Raw genomic sequence first — 16401 nt, 5'->3', positions numbered from 1 at the left:
GCACCTCTTGAGCGTCGGCGTGAGGACGGACGCGACGCGGTCTCCCCGCAGCGCATGAAGGTGCTGGTCGTGGGGGCGGGCGGCCGCGAGCACGCGATCGTCCGCGCCCTCAACCGCTCGCCGCAGGCCCCGGAGGTCCTCTGCGCGCCCGGCAACCCCGGGATCGCGCAGGACGCCCGCTGCCTCGACGTCCCCGCCGACGACGTCGACGGCCTCGTCAAGGCCGCCCTCGCGGAGACCGTCGACCTCGTCGTCGTCGGGCCCGAGGCGCCGCTCGTCCTCGGCCTGGTCGACGCGCTGCGCCTGCACGGGCTCGCCGCCTTCGGGCCGCGGCTCAACGTCGCGCAGCTCGAGGGCTCCAAGGCGTTCGCCAAGGCGGTGATGGAGGAGGCGGGCGTCCCGACGGCCGCCCACCGCGTCGTGCACTCGGTGGCCGACGGGCTCGACGCGATCGGCGGGCGCTACCCGACCGTCGTGAAGTTCGACGGCCTCGCCGCGGGCAAGGGCGTCGTCGTCGCCCCCGACGAGGCGACCGCGACGCAGGCGCTGCGCGAGATGCTGGAGGACCGGGCCTTCGGCGACGGCGACGTGCTCGTCGAGGAGTTCCTCGACGGCGAGGAGCTCTCGCTGTTCGCCCTGTGCGACGGCGAGCGCGCGGTCCCGCTCGTGCCCGCGCAGGACTACAAGCGCATCGGCGACGGCGACACCGGGCCGAACACCGGCGGCATGGGCGCCTACGCGCCGGTGCCGGGCGCGCCCGACCCGCACGCGCTGTGCGAGCAGGTCCACCAGCCCGTCGTCGACGCGCTCAAGCGTCGCGGCACCCCGTTCCACGGCGTGCTCTACGCGGGCTTGATGCTCACGGCCGACGGCGTCCAGGTCCTCGAGTTCAACGTCCGCTTCGGCGACCCCGAGACCCAGGCGGTCCTGCCGCTGCTGCGCTCGGACCTCCTCGACCTCCTGCTGCGCGCGACGCGCACCGGCGGGCTGCAGGGCGCGCAGGTCGACGTCGCCCCAGGGAGCGCCGTGACGCTCGTGCTGGCGTCGGCGGGCTACCCGCAGTCGTCCTCCAAGGGCGACGTCATCGACGGGCTCGACGCGGTCGGGGAGGGCGTCGAGGTCACCCACGCGGGCACCGCGGAGCGCGACGGCGCCATCGTCACCAACGGCGGGCGCGTGTTGAACGTGACGGCGATCGGGGAGGACCCGTTGCACGCGCGGGAGGCTGCCTATGCTGCCGCCGACCGCATCACCTTCGAGGGCCGGCAGCTGCGACGAGACATCGCGCTGCGGGCCGTGGAGCGCACCAGCACGTGACCGAGCAGCAGCAGACCGCCAGCACCGAGCCCGAGCTCGAGGCGCTGGGCAACGCCGAGACCGAGGCCCCGCTCGTCGGGATCATCATGGGCTCGCAGTCCGACATGGACACCATGAGCGGGGCCGCGAAGGTCCTCGAGGACGCGGGCGTCCTCTCGGAGACCCGCGTCATGTCCGCCCACCGCGACCCCGAGACCGTCGCCGACTACTGCAAGAACGCGCGGATGCGCGGGCTGCGGGTGATCATCGCGGGCGCCGGCCTCAGCGCCGCCCTGCCGGGCGTCTCTGCCGCCCACACCGACCTCCCGGTCATCGGCGTCCCGCTCTCCTCGCGCCTCAGCGCGGCGGGCGGGCTCGACGCGATCCTGTCGGTCGCGCAGATGCCGCCCGGCGTGCCGGTGGCCTGCGTGGGCCTGGACAACGCCAAGAACGCGGGGCACCTCGCCCTGCGCATCATCCGCTCGGGAGGCTGAGCCCCGTGCGCGGCGCCGTCCGTCTGGCCTGCATCACCGCCCTCGCGGTGGGCGCCACGGCGGCGCCCGCCGTCGCGGTCGAGCCCACGGCGGACACGCCGGTCACGGTCGGCGACACCACGGTGTCGCGCACCGAGCTCGAGCGCCGGGCCCAGGCGATCCTGCAGCCGCAGCTCGCCGACCTGCAGACGCAGGGCCCCGACGCGGTCGCCGACGCGATCGTCGAGGCGCGCGCGCAGGCGGTGGGCGAGATCGCGCCGGTCGCCTGGGTCGAGGAGGGCCTGCGCGACCGCGGCGTGCGCGTCGCCCCCGGCAGCCGCACGCTGCTGTCCCGGGTGGAGTCGCTGCGCCGCTCGCTGGCGCGCCGCATCGTGCCGCGGCTGGCCGTGGGCCCGCGGGCGCTGGCCCAGCGCTTCGACCGCTTCCGCGTGCGGTCGCGCGCGGCGACCGCCTGCCTCGCGCCGTGGCAGGCCGCGGCGGTCTGCCGTGGCGGCGGCACCCAGCAGCGCGCGCGGACGTGGATGGGCGCCATGGACCTCGTCGACGAGGGCAACGGGCGCTGGTCGGCCCGCGGCCGGCTCGGAGGCGCCTTCCGGCTGTCGGCGCGCAACGCCGCCCGGCTGCTGCGGGCCGAGCTGCGCCGGCGCGGGTGGTCGCGCCAGGCGCGCGCCGTGGACCTGCTCGGCGACCGCGAGGTCGTCGTCGTCACGGGCCGGCGCGACGCCGAGCGCGTGGCGTGGCTGGCCGAGCGGATCAGCCGCGAGCGCCGCGGCTGATCCACCCGGGCCAGCGGGCTAGTACGTCAGCCGGATGACGGTCCGGCGGTTGCGCTGCATGCCCTCGGCGGTGCTGTTCGTCGCCACCGGGCGCACCTCGCCGCGCGTGACCGCGGTGGCGCGCCGCCCGGTGCCGCGGTTGAGGAAGCGGCACACGGCCTGCGCGCGGGCGCGGCCGAGCGCGACGTTGTGCTCGCCGGTGCTGCGGCTGTCGGTGGAGCCGGTGCAGCGCAGCGCGCGCACGCCGCCCAGGCGGCCGCGCAGCCCGCGCAGGTAGCGCACCTCGCCGGCACGCAGCCGGGCCGAGTCGGTGTCGAAGAGCACCGGGCGGACCAGCGCGACGGTGTGGGCCACCACGCGGGCGTCACGGCGCGTCGCGACCTCGCCGGCCCCGGCGGTGGCGACCTTCGCGACGACCTGCAGGCGCGCGCCGCCGACCTGGCGGGTGAGCGCGCGACCCAGCGACGACAGCGTGGCGCGCACCCGGACCTTGCGGTGCACGACCGCCGCCGACACGGTGCGCACGCCGCGGCCGACCACGACGCGCCGGCCGGCGACGTCGGCGGTGACGGTCACGGTGCAGCGCACCATGCGGGCGCCGGTGACCCGGCAGACCGCGGGGACCTGGCGGTCCAGCGGACCGCGCGCGACCGTCAGGTCGGCCAGGGCGACGGACGCCTTGGGCCGGCGGGCCGGCTTCTTGGCGGTGGCGGGCGTGGCGGCCGGCGGCGTGGCGGTCGCGGGCGGCTCGGCCGTCGCGACGGTCTGCGGCTGGTAGGTCGCGGTGACCGACTGGCCGTAGACGTCGACGACGCGGAACGTGACGCCGCGCGGCGCGCCCCGGAAGCCGGGCGCGGGGACGAAGGTCACCACGGCGGTGTCCGGGTCCAGCGTGTAGGTGCCCTCACCGTCGACGGTGAGCTCGGTCACCTCGGTGTCGCCCTGGAGCAGGCGCACGTGGGAGCCGGCCGGGACCTCGAGCTTGGTCTGCTGGCGCTGGTCGACGCCGGCCGAGGTGGTCTTGTCCTCGGTCTTGGGCGCCGGGGGCAGGACGACCGTGGGCTTGTAGGTCGCGGTGCGCGCCTGGCCGTAGGCGTCGGTCACGCGGAAGGTGACGCCGCCCGCCTGGCCCTTGAAGCCCACGGCCGGGACGAAGTTCACCTGGCCCGTGGTGACGTCGAGCGCGTAGGTGCCCTCGCCGGGGACGGTGACGAGCGTCGACGGGCTCCCCTGCTGGTCGAGCAGCGTGAGGGTGGTCCCGGCCGGTGCGGTGAGCGTCTGGGTCTGGACGGCCGGCCCCACGCCCGTGGACGTCTTCGAGCTCACGGCGGGCGGCGCGGGCGGGTTGACCTTGGCGACGTACGTCGCGTCGCCGCTGCGGTTGAGCGCGTCGGTGACGCGGTAGGTCAGCGCCGGCGCGGTGGCCGCGTAGCCGGGGGCCGGAGTGAAGGTGATGGTGCCCGCGGCGACGTCGAGGTCGTAGCGCCCGACGTTCGCGACGGTGACGGTGGTGGTCGGGCCGCCGGGGCCGATGAGCGCGGCGCTGCCACCGGCGGGGACCGTGATCGTCACCTGCTGGACCGCGGGTGCCGTGTCCTCGGACGTCTTGTTCGCCGGAGCCGGGGCGGGCGGCAGCGGGGCCGCGACGGTGACCGTCAGGACGGCCGTGGCCGTGCCGTTGGGGGTGAGGACCTGGTAGGTCAGCTGGTCGCTGCCCACGTAGTTGGCCGCCGGCGTGTAGCGGACCTTGCCGGCGACGACCGAGGCCGTGCCGTGCGACGGCCCGGAGGCGATCGTCAGCACCCCGCCGGCGACGTCTGCGTCGTTGGCCAGGACGTCGACGTCCTTGGCCACGCCGCTCGTGGCGAGGTCGCTGTCGGCGGTGGCGACGGGCGCCGGGCCGTTGCCGAGCACCATGAGCGTGGTGGAGGCGGGGGTGTCGTCCTCAGGGTCCAGCGTGCCGTCGACCTGGCCGCCGGCGAGCGTGCCCACGGCCGTGAACTGCCCGGAGGTCCCGGGGGCGCCGGCGGTCGCGGTGACCTCGAAGGTCGACGAGCCGTTGGCCGGGACGGTGTGGGGGCCGGTGAGGTGCAGGCCCGCGGAGTCGGCGAACGGGTCGGGCAGCGGCGTGCCGTCGCGCTCGGCGGAGCCAGGCACGGGCGACCACCCGGTCGGCAGCTGCATCGTGAGCTCGTCGAGGTCGATCGGGCCGCCGCCGGTGTTCGTGACCGTCGCGGTCAGCGTCACCGGGTCGCCGCTGGTGTACGGGCCCTGGCCGACGGAGGCGACGGTCACCTGGGCGCTGCTGGTGACCTTCGGGATCGGCGGGATCGAGTTCGGGAAGGCGCCCGTGTGCTTGATCTGGCCGCCCGACGCGATGTAGGAGACGGGGACGACGGTCGTCGCGCCGCTGGTCGGGCCGACGACGCGGAAGGTGTAGGTCGTTGTGTACGTCGAGCTCAGGCTCGCGAGGCCCGACTGCGAGAGCCAGTCCATGCGCGGGCTCAGGCTGCCCGTCGGCAGCTGGTGCTTGACGTCGACGAGGCGGAAGGCGCTCGAGGGCCAGTCGCCGTCGACGGCGGGCGAGTAGCGGAACAGGCCCTGGCCGTCCGGGCCCGCGCCGATCTCGCCGGTCTCGCCGGCGATCTTGACCTCGAACGTGCCGCCGAGGCTCACGGTGGCGGGGGTGACGGTGACGCCGGTCACGCGGTTCGGGTTGGCGGCGATGACGTGGACGACGCGGTTGAAGGTCTTCGCCTCGCGGCACACCTCGACGCCGCCCGCTCCCGGGCGCCCGTCGTAGACGACGACGTCATGGCCCTGGGGCGTCGTGGTCGGCGTCAGGGCCTTGAGGTACGCGTAGGCCGGCGTCGTGGCGCCGGCGGTGAGGTCGTCGAGGGGACGCGGCGCGGTCGTGGCGGCGCCGCTCGCGGGCTTGACGACACCGCCCGTGAAGTTCTCGAGGCGGACCCACAGGTCGTCCGTGGTCCCGGCGCCGTCGTTCTTGATGGCGTAGCCGACGTACGAGCCGACGTAGTCCTCGCCTTCGTCCACGTAGAAGTCCGCGCTCTGCAGGGACGTCACGGAGAGGTCGGCGGTGCTGCAGGCGACTGAGGCGGCGCTGGCGGCCTGCGGGGCGGCGCAGGCGAGCGCCGTGAGGGCGGCGGCGAGCGTCGCGAAGCTGGGGAGGCGGCGGGGCATGGGTCCTCCGGTGGTCGGCAGTCACCGCGCGTTCTTGCGCAGGTGTCGCACCTCGCGTCCGACCATGGTCGTGACGACGTCCGCCGCGCGGCGTTTGAGGCGGCCGACCCGGCGGGGAGGTCGTCGCCATGGCCAGCGACGGCGTGGTGCGCGAGGTGCGATCGGCCGACGGCACCGCGCTCTCGGTGGAGGTGCTGGGCGAGGGCCCGCCGCTCCTCGCGGTCCACGGCGACGGGACGGCCCGGGAGGCGTGGGGCGGCGTCGCCCCGGCGCTGGCCGACCGCTTCGCGCTGCACCTCGTCGAGCGGCGCGCCGACGCCACGCTGGCCCGTGAGGTCGAGGACCTCGCGGCGGTCGCTCGGGACGCGGGGCCGCCCGTGCGGGTCGTCGCCCACGGCCACGGCGCGTTCGTCGTCCTGCAGCTGCTGCGCCGCGAGCCCGACCTCGTCGAGCGTGCGGTCCTGCTCGAGCCCACGCTCGAGACGCCGGAGCTGCGCGACCCCGAGCAGGGCATCGAGGAGCTCGGCGACGTCACCTCGATGGTGCAGGTGCTCGTGGGCGCGCACGCGCCGCAGGCCGTCAAGGACGCGGCGCACGTCACCGCCGCCGAGATGTCGACCGCCGAGATGCTCGAGCTCACGGGCCTCGGCGCACGGGCCTTCGAGACGGACCCCGACGCGTTCGCGGTCTACGTCCTCGACGCGCTCAGCTGAGACCCGGCTCTAGGGTCCAGCGCGTGATCGCGCGCTACACCCGCCCCGAGATCGGGGCGCTCTGGACCGACGAGGCGAAGATGGAGGCCTGGCGGCAGGTCGAGGTCGCCGCCTGCGAGGAGATGGAGGGCCCCACCCCCGAGGACCTCGAGGCGATCCGGGCCGCGACGTTCACGGTCGAGGCCGTCCAGGAGCGCGAGCGGATCACCGACCACGACGTCGCCGCCTTCGTCGACGTGCTCAGCGCGAGCGCCGGGCCGTCGGGGCGCTGGATCCACTTCGGCCTGACCTCGAGCGACGTCCTCGACACCGCCCTGGCGCTGCAGCTGCGCAAGGCGGGCGAGCTCGTCGTCGCGGGGGCGCGCGAGTTCCGCGACGCGCTGGTCGAGCAGGCGCGCGCGCACGTCGACACCGTCTGCACCGGGCGCACGCACGGCATCCACGCCGAGCCGACGACGTTCGGCATGAAGCTCGCGGGCTTCGCGTTCGAGGCCGATCGCAACCTGCGCCGCCTGGAGCGCGCGGTGGAGCAGGTGGCGGTGGGGGCGATCAGCGGCGCGGTCGGCACCTACGCGGCGACGTCGCCGGACTTCGAGGCCCGCGTCCTGGCCCGGCTGGGCCTCGCGCGCGAGGACGTCTCGACGCAGGTCGTCCCGCGCGACCGCCACGCCGAGCTCCTCCAGGCCATCGCGCTGGCGGGCGCCGGGCTCGAGCGCTTCGCCACCGAGGTCCGCCACCTGCAGCGCACGGAGGTCCGCGAGGTCGAGGAGCCGTTCCGCTCGGGCCAGCAGAAGGGCTCGAGCGCGATGCCCCACAAGCGCAACCCGATCACGACCGAGCGCATCACCGGCCTGGCCCGCGTCCTGCGCGGCTACAGCCAGGCGGCCGTCGAGGACGTGGCGCTGTGGCACGAGCGCGACATCTCGCACTCGGGCGCCGAGCGGGTGATCCTGCCGGACGCGACGATCGCCCTGGACTACATGCACGGCCTCGGCACCCGCGTCGCGCGCGGCATGGTCGTCCACGCCGACCGCATGCGCGAGAACCTCGACCTCACCTACGGCGCGCTGTTCTCCCAGCGCCTCCTGCTCGCCCTCATCTCGAGCCCCACCCGCCCCATGGTCCGCGACGACGCCTACCGCATCGCCCAGGAGCTCACCCAGACCGCCTGGGACACCCGCACCCCGCTGCGCCAGCTCCTCGAGCCCCGCGCCGACGAGCTGGGCCTCGACCTCGACGAGATCTTCGACCTCGGCCACTACACCCGCTACGCCGCCGAGGTCGTCGGCCGCCTCGACGCGCTCACCTAGGTCCATGCGCGCGCATGCAAGGTGCCTGGCACCTTGCACCACCGGGTGCAAAGCACCTGGCCCTTCCACCGCGGAATGTGCCTGGCACTTTCCACCGCGGGCGTCGTTGTGAGGGCATGCCCCGCACGACCCTCCTCGCCGCACCCCTCGCCCTCCTGGCTCTCGCGCCGGCCGCCCAGGCCGCCCCGCCGTGGCAGCCCGCCGGCGCGCTCGGTGCCGCCCCGTCGCTGCTGTCCGTCGACGCGAGCTTCGGGACCGGCGGCCCCGGCGTCCTGTTCGGCTCGCGCGACGACCGCGAGTCCTTCACCCGCTCGGTGCTCCTGCGCCAGGGCGTCCTGGCGCCGCTGGGCGCCGACGGCGCCGTCGGGCCCCAGCGCGTCGTCGCCTCGGTCGACGCGCCGCCGGTCCGCTACGCCGGCAGCCGCGTCGTGGTCGCGCGCACGCAGGTCGTCTCCGCGCGCACCCCGAGCGTCCCGCGCACGAAGGTCGGCTGGTCGCTGGGGTCCGTCTCGGCCTCCGGCGTGACCGTCGGCACGCCGCGCTGGCTGCACACGGGCGGGCTCTCCGCCCCGCCGGTCCTCACCGCCAACGCCCGCGGCGACGCGCTCCTCGCCTGGGTGGAGACCGCGCCCGGCGCCGGGACCGAGCGCCTGTGGCTGGCCCTCAAGCGCGCCGGCGGCGGCCTCGGCCGCGCCCGCGTCGTGCGGAGCGCCGGCGGCATCACCGGCCTCGCGGTCGACGTCGCGCCCAACGGACGCTTCGCCATCGCCTACCAGCGCACGGTCACCGGCAGCCCGAGCCGCGGCACCACCCGCAACGTCGAGGTCCGGCGGGGCACGGTCCGCGGCGGGCTGCGCGCCGGCGTCGACACCGTCGGCGGCTCGATCGGCATGGCGCACGCCGACGTCGCCGTCGCGTCCACCGGCCGGACCACCGTCGTCTACGCCACCCAGGACCTGGGCGAGGAGGCCAACGAGCGCCAGCGCGTGCTGAGCGCGGTCCTGCCCCAGAGCGCCACGGGCTTCGCCGAGGCCAAGGAGCTCGACCGCACCGCGCGCGCCGCCCGGCCGGCCGAGGAGGTGCGCGTCGAGGCCGACGAGACCGGCGCCGCCACCGCCGCCTGGACCAGCCAGGACAGCCAGGGCCGCAACGTCGTGCGCGTCGCCACGCAGGACACGCGCGCCGCGTTCGGCGAGCCGGCCACCGTCGCCGCCGGCGACCTGCGCGACCTCGCCGTCGCCCCCGACGGCCGCGCCGCCCTCGTCTGGTCCGGCCACACCGGCGAGGGCCAGGACGCGGGCGTCCTCGCCGCGCTGCGGCCGGTCGCCGGCGCCGGCTTCCTGCCGGCCGAGGAGGTCCTCGGCGACGCGCTCACGTGGTACCCGAGCGCCTTCGCCGCGCTGCCAACGGCGACGACGTGGCTCGTGGGCGCGACCCGGGCCGCCCAGGACGGGGCGGAGGACGCGGTGGTCGCGGCCCGGCGCTGACGCCCACCACCTTGACACGGTGTCCATGGGGGGAAGAGGCTCGCCTCCCATGGACGCCAGCAAGGTCTTCGACTACGTCATCGTCGGCGCGGGCTCCGCCGGCTGCGTGCTCGCCAACCGCCTGTCCGAGGACCCGTCGTGCCGTGTGCTGCTCCTCGAGGCCGGCGGGCCGGACACCAACGACTTCATCCACATCCCTGCCGGGATGGCGGCGCTCTTCCGCACGAAGGACGACTGGGACCTGGGCACCGCGTACGAGCCCGAGCTCAACAGCCGCCGCGTCTACCTCCCGCGCGGCAAGGTCCTCGGCGGCTCGTCGTCGATCAACGCGATGATCTACATCCGCGGCGCGCGCTCGGACTGGGACGGCTGGGCCGCGCAGGGCTGCGAGGGCTGGTCCTACGACGAGGTGCTGCCCTACTTCCTGCGCGCGGAGGACCACGCGCGCGGCGCCAGCGACGTCCACGGCGCCGGCGGCCCGCTGACGGTCTCCGAGCCCGTGGAGCGCGGCGAGCTCTCCCAGCGCTTCCTCGACGCGTGCGCCGCCGCCGGGATGCCGGCCAACGACGACTTCAACGGCGGCACGCAGGACGGCGTCGGCTGGTACCAGACCACGATCCGCGACGGCAAGCGCTGCTCGACCGCGGTCGCCTACCTGCACCCGGTCATGGACCGCCCCAACCTCGTCGTGGAGACGTGGGTCCACGCGGCGAAGGTCCTGTTCGACGGGACCCGCGCGGTCGGCGTCGCCGGCCTGCGCCTCGGCGAGGAGCTCGTCTTCCACGCCGAGCGCGAGGTCCTCGTCGCCTGCGGCGCCTACCTCTCCCCGCAGCTGCTGACGCTCTCGGGCCTCGGGCGCCCCGACGAGCTCGAGCAGCTCCAGGTCCCGCTCGTCGCGGAGTCCCCGGGCATGGGCCTCGGCCTCGTCGACCACCCGACGGCGGGCGTGACCTTCACCATCGACCGCGAGATCTCGCTGAAGGACGCGCTCACCGACGAGGCGCTGGCGGCGTGGATGGGCGGCACCGGCGTGCTCACGACGAACCCGGCGCCGGCCGGCGGCTTCGTGCGCACGAAGGAGGGCCTCGGCGACCCCGACGTCCAGCTGCACTTCGTCCCCGCGATCTTCGAGCAGGAGGGCCTGATGCCGCCGCCCGAGCACGGCTTCACGCTCAGCGCCTGCGTGCTCAAGCCACGCAGCCGCGGCTACGTGGCCGTCACCTCGCCCGACCCGACCGCCAAGCCGGCCATCTGCCACAACTACCTCGCCGACCCCGAGGACCTCGCGGCGCAGGTGGCGGGCGTGCAGCTCGCGCTGGACGTCGTCGCCCAGGGCCCGCTGGCCGAGCTCTCGCCCCAGCCGCACCTCGCGCCGGCCAGCCGCGACCACGCGGACGTCGAGGCCCACGTCCGCCAGACGCTGCAGACGATCTACCACCCGGTCGGCACCTGCCGGATGGGCAGCGACCCGACGGCGGTCGTCGACGCGCAGCTGCGCGTGCGCGGGGTGGAGGGCCTGCGGGTCGTCGACGCGTCGGTGCTCCCGGACACCCCCCGCGGCAACACGAACGCGCCCGTCATCGCGCTGGCCGAGCGCGCGGCCGACCTCATCCGCGGCGCGGGCGCCGCGCAGCCCGCGCAGGTCGCCGCGGCGGCGCCCGCCGCGCTGGCGGGCTAGCCGCAGGCGGCCGGACGTCCCCGGCGCGTGACCTCCGCGCGCCGGGGACGTTCACACGGTCGATGCACCCCGCGAAGCTCCTCTCCCTCGCGGCCGCCGGCGCCGCCCTGCTGGGCCTCCCGGCCGCCGCCCACGCCGCGCCGCCGTGGTCGCCCTCCGCGTCCGCGAACTCCGTCGGCAACCAGGTCAACGACCCCGTCCTGCGCTTCGGCACCGGCGAGACCGGCATCGCGACGTGGGACTCGTCGTTCACCGCCGGCGACGCGGTCGACGTCTTCTCCGTCCGCGCCGGCCAGGCGCCCCAGGGTGTGCGCGCCGTGCGCTCGATCGCCGTCGGCCCGCTGCCCTACGGCACCTTCCGCACGCTGACGATCCGCCGCAGCGCGCTCGGCCGCGACGTCACGCGCCTCGGCTTCTCCTTCGGCGACACCACCGGCAAGCTCGGGGACGCCCGCCGCCTCGACGACGTCCGCGGCCTCGTCGACGTCGACGCCGCCGTCGCGCCCAACGGCCACGCCGCGGTCGCCTACGTCGAGCGCCACGGCGACGGCACCCGGACGCTGCTCAGCGTCCGCCGCCCGTCGTCCACCCGCTTCTCCACGCCGCGCGTCATCCGGGGCAGCGGCCTCATGCGCTCCGTCGCGGTCGCCGTGGGCGCGAGCGGCCGCGTGGTCGTCGCCTACAACCGCAACGCGCGCGGCAGCCGCCGCGTCGAGGGTCGCCTCGCCGGGACCGGCGACACCGTGCGCGGCCTGCAGGACCTCGGGCCGTCGCTCGGCTCGTCCGACGTCCAGGCGGTCGTCGGCGGTGGCCGCGTCACCGTCGCCTGGGCGACGCGCGACGTCGGCATCGAGCAGAACCAGCCGACGCAGGTCCACGCGGCGGTCGTGCCGGCGGGCGGCCAGGCCTTCCGCGACCCGCAGGAGCTCGACCGCGGTCCCGCGGGCATCGAGCAGGCCGTCGGCCCGCTGTCGCTCGGCGCCGACGCCCGTGGGCGGGCCGTCGTCTCCTACACCCTCAACGGCCCGTTCGCCGGCAACGACGCCCGCACCGCCGTCCGGGCCGCCGTCCAGGGCGCCGACGGGCGCTTCGCCGCGCCGCAGACCCTCACCGAGGACGGCATCGGCGGCCGGCTGGCCGTCCGCGCCGACGGCGCCGCCGTCGTGCCGTTCGTCGAGGGCGCCCGCTTCGGCGCCGCCACCTCGCCGCTGCGCGCGGCCGTCCTGGCCCCGGGCCAGGCGCAGTTCTCGGGCGTCGAGGAGGTCGCCGCGGACGCCGCGGACCAGGTCCCCGCGGCGGCCTTCGAGCCCGGCGCGGCGGGCGTGCCGGACGTCCTCTACGTCGCGCGCGACCAGGCCGGCGCGCTGAGCATCCGCTTCAGCCGCCGGGGCTGACCGCGCGGACACCCTCCGCAGGCGGACGCGGCGGCCGGATGCGCCGCCGCGTTCGCTAGCTTGGAGGTGTGTCTGCCGCCACTCTGGACCTGCCGCTCCTCGCCCGCGGCAAGGTCCGCGAGATGTACGACCTGGGCGACCGGATCCTCATGGTCGCCTCCGACCGGATCTCGACCTACGACGTCGTGCACCCGAACACGATCCCGGACAAGGGCAAGGTCCTGACCGGGATCTCCGCGTTCTGGTTCGCCAAGACCGGCCACATCGTCGCCAACCACCACCTGTCGGCCACCGACGGGGTGCCCGACGAGGTCCGTGGCCGCGCGCTGGCGGTCAAGAAGCTCAAGATGCTCCCGGTCGAGTGCATCGTCCGCGGGCACATCACCGGCAGCGGCTGGAAGGACTACCAGGCGACCGGCAAGGTCTCGGGCATCGAGCTCCCGCCCGGCCTGCGTGAGAGCGAGAAGCTGCCGACCCCGATCTTCACGCCCTCCACGAAGGCGGAGGAGGGCCACGACGAGACCGTCGACTTCGACGCGGCCGCCGAGATCGTGGGCGACCGCGAGCTCATGGAGCGCCTGCGCGACGTCTCCATCGCGCTGTACCGCTTCGCCGCCGACCACGCGGCCGAGCGCGGCGTGATCCTCGCCGACACGAAGTTCGAGTTCGGCCTGGACGCCGACGGCCAGCTCACCCTCGGCGACGAGGTCCTGACGCCCGACTCGTCGCGCTACTGGCCGGCCGAGGGCTTCGAGACCGGCCGCGGCCAGCCGTCGTTCGACAAGCAGTACGTGCGCGACTGGGCCTCGTCGACGGGCTGGGACAAGACCCCGCCGGCGCCGGAGATCCCCGCCGACATCGTCGACGGCACCCGGGCGCGCTACGTCGAGGCCTACGAGCTCGTCACGGGCGAGTCCTTCGACGCGTGGCTGAGCAGGACCGCGCCGTGAGGGCTCGCGTCCTGATCCGGCCCAAGGCCGGCATCCTGGACCCGCAGGGCAAGGCCGTCGAGCGGGCGCTGCCCGCCCTGGGCTTCAGCGGCGTCTCCAACGTCCACGTCGGCCGGCTGGTCGAGCTCGACTGCGAGGACCCCTCGCAGCTGGACCGCCTGTGCCGCGAGCTGCTGGCCAACCCGCTCGTCGAGGACTACGAGGTCCTGGCCTGATGCGGATCGGCGTCATCACGTTCCCGGGGACCTGCGACGACGTCGACGCCCGCATGGCGGTCGACAAGGTCGCCGAGTCCGTCGCGCTCTGGCACGCCGACCCGGACCTCCACGGCGTCGACGGCGTCGTCGTCCCCGGCGGCTTCTCCTACGGCGACTACCTGCGCGCCGGCGCCATCGCCCGCTTCGCGCCCGTCATGGAGTCGGTCGTCGCCGCCGCGCGCGAGGGCCTGCCGGTGCTCGGCATCTGCAACGGCTTCCAGGTGCTGTGCGAGGCCGGTCTGCTGCCGGGCGCGCTGCTGCCCAACACGTCGCTGCGCTTCATCTGCCGCCAGGTCGAGCTCCAGGTGCAGCGCACGGACACGCCCTTCACCTCGCAGTGCCAGGTGGGCGACCGGCTGTCGATCCCGTCCAAGCACATGAGCGGGCGCTTCACCGGCGAGGTCCCGGAGGACCAGGTCGTCCTGCGCTACGTCGACGGCCACAACCCCAACGGCTCGCAGGACGACGTGGCCGGGGTGTGCAACGAGCAGCGCAACGTCCTGGGCCTCATGCCCCACCCCGAGCACGCGGTCGACCTGCTGACCGGCGGCTCCGAGGACGGGCTCAAGCTCTTCGCGGGCATGGCGGCGGCCGTCGCGCCCGCCGCGGCGGCGTGAGCGGCGCGCAGGGCACGCTGCCCACCGTCGAGGACGCGGTCGCCCTCGGGCTCACGCGCGACGAGTACGCGCAGGTCTGCGCGCAGCTCGGGCGCGAGCCCAACCAGGTCGAGCTGGCGATGTTCTCGCTGCTGTGGAGCGAGCACTGCGCCTACAAGCACTCCAAGAAGCTCCTGCGCACGCTGCCCACCGAGGGACCGCGCGTCGTCATGGGCCCGGGGGAGAACGCGGGCGCCGTCGACGTCGGCGACGGCTGGACCGTCGCCTTCAAGGTCGAGTCCCACAACCACCCCAGCGCGGTCGAGCCCTTCCAGGGCGCCGCGACGGGCGTCGGCGGGATCCTGCGCGACATCTTCGCCCTCGGCGCCCGGCCGATCGCGGTGCTCGACGCGCTGCGCTTCGGCGAGCCCGACTCGCCGCGGTCCCGCTACCTGCTCGACCGCGCCGTCGCCGGCATCGGCCACTACGGCAACTCGATCGGCGTCCCGACGGTCGGCGGCGAGGTCTACTTCGAGGGGCCGTACGAGACGAACTGCCTCGTCAACGCCATGGCGATCGGCCTGGCCCAGCGCGACCGGATGACGCGCAGCGCGTCGACCGGCGTGGGCAACGTCGTCGTGCTCTTCGGCGCGTCGACCGGCCGCGACGGCATCGGCGGCGCGTCGGTGCTGGCCTCCGCCGAGCTCGGCGAGGACGACGCCGACAAGCGCCCGACCGTCCAGGTCGGCGACCCGTTCGAGGAGAAGAAGCTGCTCGAGTGCTCGCTCGAGCTGCTCGAGCGCGGCCTGCTCGTCGCGCTGCAGGACCTCGGCGCCGCCGGCCTCACGTCGTCGGCCTCCGAGATGGCCTCCAAGGGCGAGACCGGGATGGACATCCACGTCGACCGCGTGCCGCTGCGCGAGGCCGACATGGAGCCCTTCGAGGTCATGGTCTCCGAGTCCCAGGAGCGGATGCTCTGCGTCTGCACGCCCGACCGCGTGGACGAGGTCCTCGAGGTCACCGCGAAGTGGGAGGTCCACGGCGTGGCGGTCGGTGAGGTCACCGACACCGGCCGGATGCGCGTGCTGCGCGACGGCGAGGTCGTGGGCGACATGCCGGTCCGCGCACTCGTCGACGACTGCCCGCTCTACGACCTGGCGCCCGAGCGGCCGTCGGCCCCGATCTACCCCGCGCCCGACCGGGTGCTCGCCGACGACGCGGGCGTCCGCGAGACGCTCCTCGCGCTGCTGCGCTCACCCAACCTGGCCTCCCGGCGTCCCCTCTTCGAGCAGTACGACTGGCTCGTGCAGTCGCGCACCGCGCGCCGGCCCGAGGACAGCGACGCCGCGGTGCTCGTGCTGCCCAACGGCCGGGCCATCGCCGCGTCGATCGACTGCAACGCGCGCAAGGTCGCGGCCGACCCGTACACGGGCACGGTCTGGGCGGCGCTCGAGTGCGCGGCCAACCTCGCCTGCGTCGGCGCCGAGCCGCTCGGCACGACGAACAACCTGAACTTCGGCAACCCCGAGAAGCCGCACATCGCGTGGCAGCTCACCGAGGCGGTGCGCGGGCTGGGCGACGCCTGCCGCGCGCTCGAGGCGCCGATCGTCGGTGGCAACGTCTCGCTCTACAACGAGGGCACCGACGGTCCGATCTACCCGACGCCCGTCGTCGGCATGGTCGGCGAGCTGCCCGACGCCGAGCGGGCCGGGCGCGCCGGCTTCGCACGCGACGGCGACGCCTGGGGCCTGGCGGGCTGGAACCGCACGCCGTCGCTGGCGGCCAGCGAGCTCGCCAAGCTGCGCGGCCAGGCGCTGCCCGACGGGCTGCCGGAGGTCGACATCGCCCACTGCGTGGACGTGCTCGCCGCGATCCGCGAGGCGGTGCGCGCCGGCGAGCTGACCTCGTGCCACGACGTCGCCGAGGGCGGCTTCCTCGTCGCCGTCGCCGAGGCCTGCCTCCAGGGCGGCCGCGGCGCCAGGCTCGACGCGGCATGGACCGCGCCGTCCGACGAGCTGCTCTTCGGCGAGGACCCGTGCGGCTTCATCGTCTCGGGCCCGCGTGCGGCGCTCGAGCGCCTGGCGCAGCGGATCCCGCTCGACGTGTTCGGGACGGTGGGCGGCGACGAGCTCGCGCTGAGCGGCGAGGTCCGCTGGTCGCTGGAGGAGCTGCGCGAGGCGTGGGGCGCCCTGGCCCCGCTCTTCCCGTAGTCCGGGCGGCCGTTCGCGCCCGAAGTGCCGCCGGGCACG

13 protein-coding genes are annotated in these 16401 nt (G+C 75.5%); 12 read left to right on the top strand and 1 reads right to left on the bottom strand.

Features of this window, described 5'->3' with window-relative positions; all coding sequences use genetic code 11:
- Nucleotides 1–54: 54 nt before the first annotated feature.
- Genes purD through JUB12_RS13775 form a run of 3 tightly spaced genes read left to right on the top strand, consistent with a single transcriptional unit; the run spans nt 55 to nt 2566 of the window.
- The gene (purD, locus tag JUB12_RS13785) at nt 55–1317 is read left to right on the top strand and encodes a phosphoribosylamine--glycine ligase (protein WP_205695995.1); all 1263 of its coding nucleotides are present in this window, start codon (nt 55–57) and stop codon (nt 1315–1317) included.
- Nucleotides 1314–1790, top strand: coding sequence for a 5-(carboxyamino)imidazole ribonucleotide mutase (purE, locus tag JUB12_RS13780; protein WP_241004266.1), 477 nt, complete (start codon nt 1314–1316; stop codon nt 1788–1790). The genes purD and purE overlap by 4 nt, the downstream gene beginning before the upstream one ends.
- Before the next feature lie 5 nt (nt 1791–1795).
- Nucleotides 1796–2566 (top strand): hypothetical protein, encoded by a 771-nt coding sequence (locus JUB12_RS13775; RefSeq protein WP_205695994.1) that lies wholly within the window; start codon nt 1796–1798, stop codon nt 2564–2566.
- An 18-nt stretch (nt 2567–2584) separates the two neighbouring features.
- On the opposite strand, the gene JUB12_RS13770 is transcribed toward JUB12_RS13775, so the two are convergent.
- On the bottom strand, nt 2585–5767 hold the full coding sequence (locus JUB12_RS13770) for an Ig-like domain-containing protein (protein WP_205695993.1): 3183 nt from the start codon (nt 5765–5767) through the stop codon (nt 2585–2587).
- A gap of 128 nt (nt 5768–5895) precedes the next feature.
- Between JUB12_RS13770 and JUB12_RS13765 the strand changes: the two genes are divergently transcribed.
- From JUB12_RS13765 to purL, 9 genes are all read left to right on the top strand, one after another.
- Nucleotides 5896–6480, top strand: coding sequence for an alpha/beta fold hydrolase (locus JUB12_RS13765; RefSeq protein WP_205695992.1), 585 nt, complete (start codon nt 5896–5898; stop codon nt 6478–6480).
- A 23-nt stretch (nt 6481–6503) separates the two neighbouring features.
- Nucleotides 6504–7790, top strand: a complete 1287-nt coding sequence (gene purB / locus JUB12_RS13760) for an adenylosuccinate lyase (RefSeq protein WP_205695991.1) — start codon at nt 6504–6506, stop codon at nt 7788–7790.
- Nucleotides 7791–7906: 116 nt separating this feature from the next.
- The gene (locus JUB12_RS13755) at nt 7907–9277 is read left to right on the top strand and encodes a hypothetical protein (protein ID WP_205695990.1); all 1371 of its coding nucleotides are present in this window, start codon (nt 7907–7909) and stop codon (nt 9275–9277) included.
- 49 nt (nt 9278–9326) lie between these two features.
- Nucleotides 9327–10955: a GMC family oxidoreductase gene (locus JUB12_RS13750; protein ID WP_205695989.1), complete on the top strand. Its 1629-nt coding sequence runs from the start codon at nt 9327–9329 to the stop codon at nt 10953–10955.
- A 62-nt stretch (nt 10956–11017) separates the two neighbouring features.
- On the top strand, nt 11018–12349 hold the full coding sequence (locus tag JUB12_RS13745) for a hypothetical protein (protein ID WP_205695988.1): 1332 nt from the start codon (nt 11018–11020) through the stop codon (nt 12347–12349).
- Nucleotides 12350–12417: 68 nt separating this feature from the next.
- Entirely contained in the window at nt 12418–13299 is an 882-nt protein-coding gene (locus JUB12_RS13740; RefSeq protein WP_241004265.1) for a phosphoribosylaminoimidazolesuccinocarboxamide synthase, read from the top strand.
- Nucleotides 13296–13514 (top strand): phosphoribosylformylglycinamidine synthase subunit PurS, encoded by a 219-nt coding sequence (gene purS / locus JUB12_RS13735; RefSeq protein WP_205695987.1) that lies wholly within the window; start codon nt 13296–13298, stop codon nt 13512–13514. The genes JUB12_RS13740 and purS overlap by 4 nt, the downstream gene beginning before the upstream one ends.
- Complete coding sequence (gene purQ / locus JUB12_RS13730; RefSeq protein ID WP_205695986.1) at nt 13514–14173, top strand: phosphoribosylformylglycinamidine synthase subunit PurQ; 660 nt, start codon at nt 13514–13516, stop codon at nt 14171–14173. Before purS ends, purQ begins: the two co-directional genes overlap by 1 nt.
- Entirely contained in the window at nt 14170–16362 is a 2193-nt protein-coding gene (gene purL / locus JUB12_RS13725) for a phosphoribosylformylglycinamidine synthase subunit PurL (RefSeq protein ID WP_241004264.1), read from the top strand. The genes purQ and purL overlap by 4 nt, the downstream gene beginning before the upstream one ends.
- The last annotated feature ends 39 nt before the right edge of the window (nt 16363–16401 follow it).

Source organism: Conexibacter sp. SYSU D00693 (assembly GCF_017084525.1).
Classification (GTDB): domain Bacteria; phylum Actinomycetota; class Thermoleophilia; order Solirubrobacterales; family Solirubrobacteraceae; genus Baekduia.
This window is presented reverse-complemented; position numbering and strand designations above follow the sequence as displayed.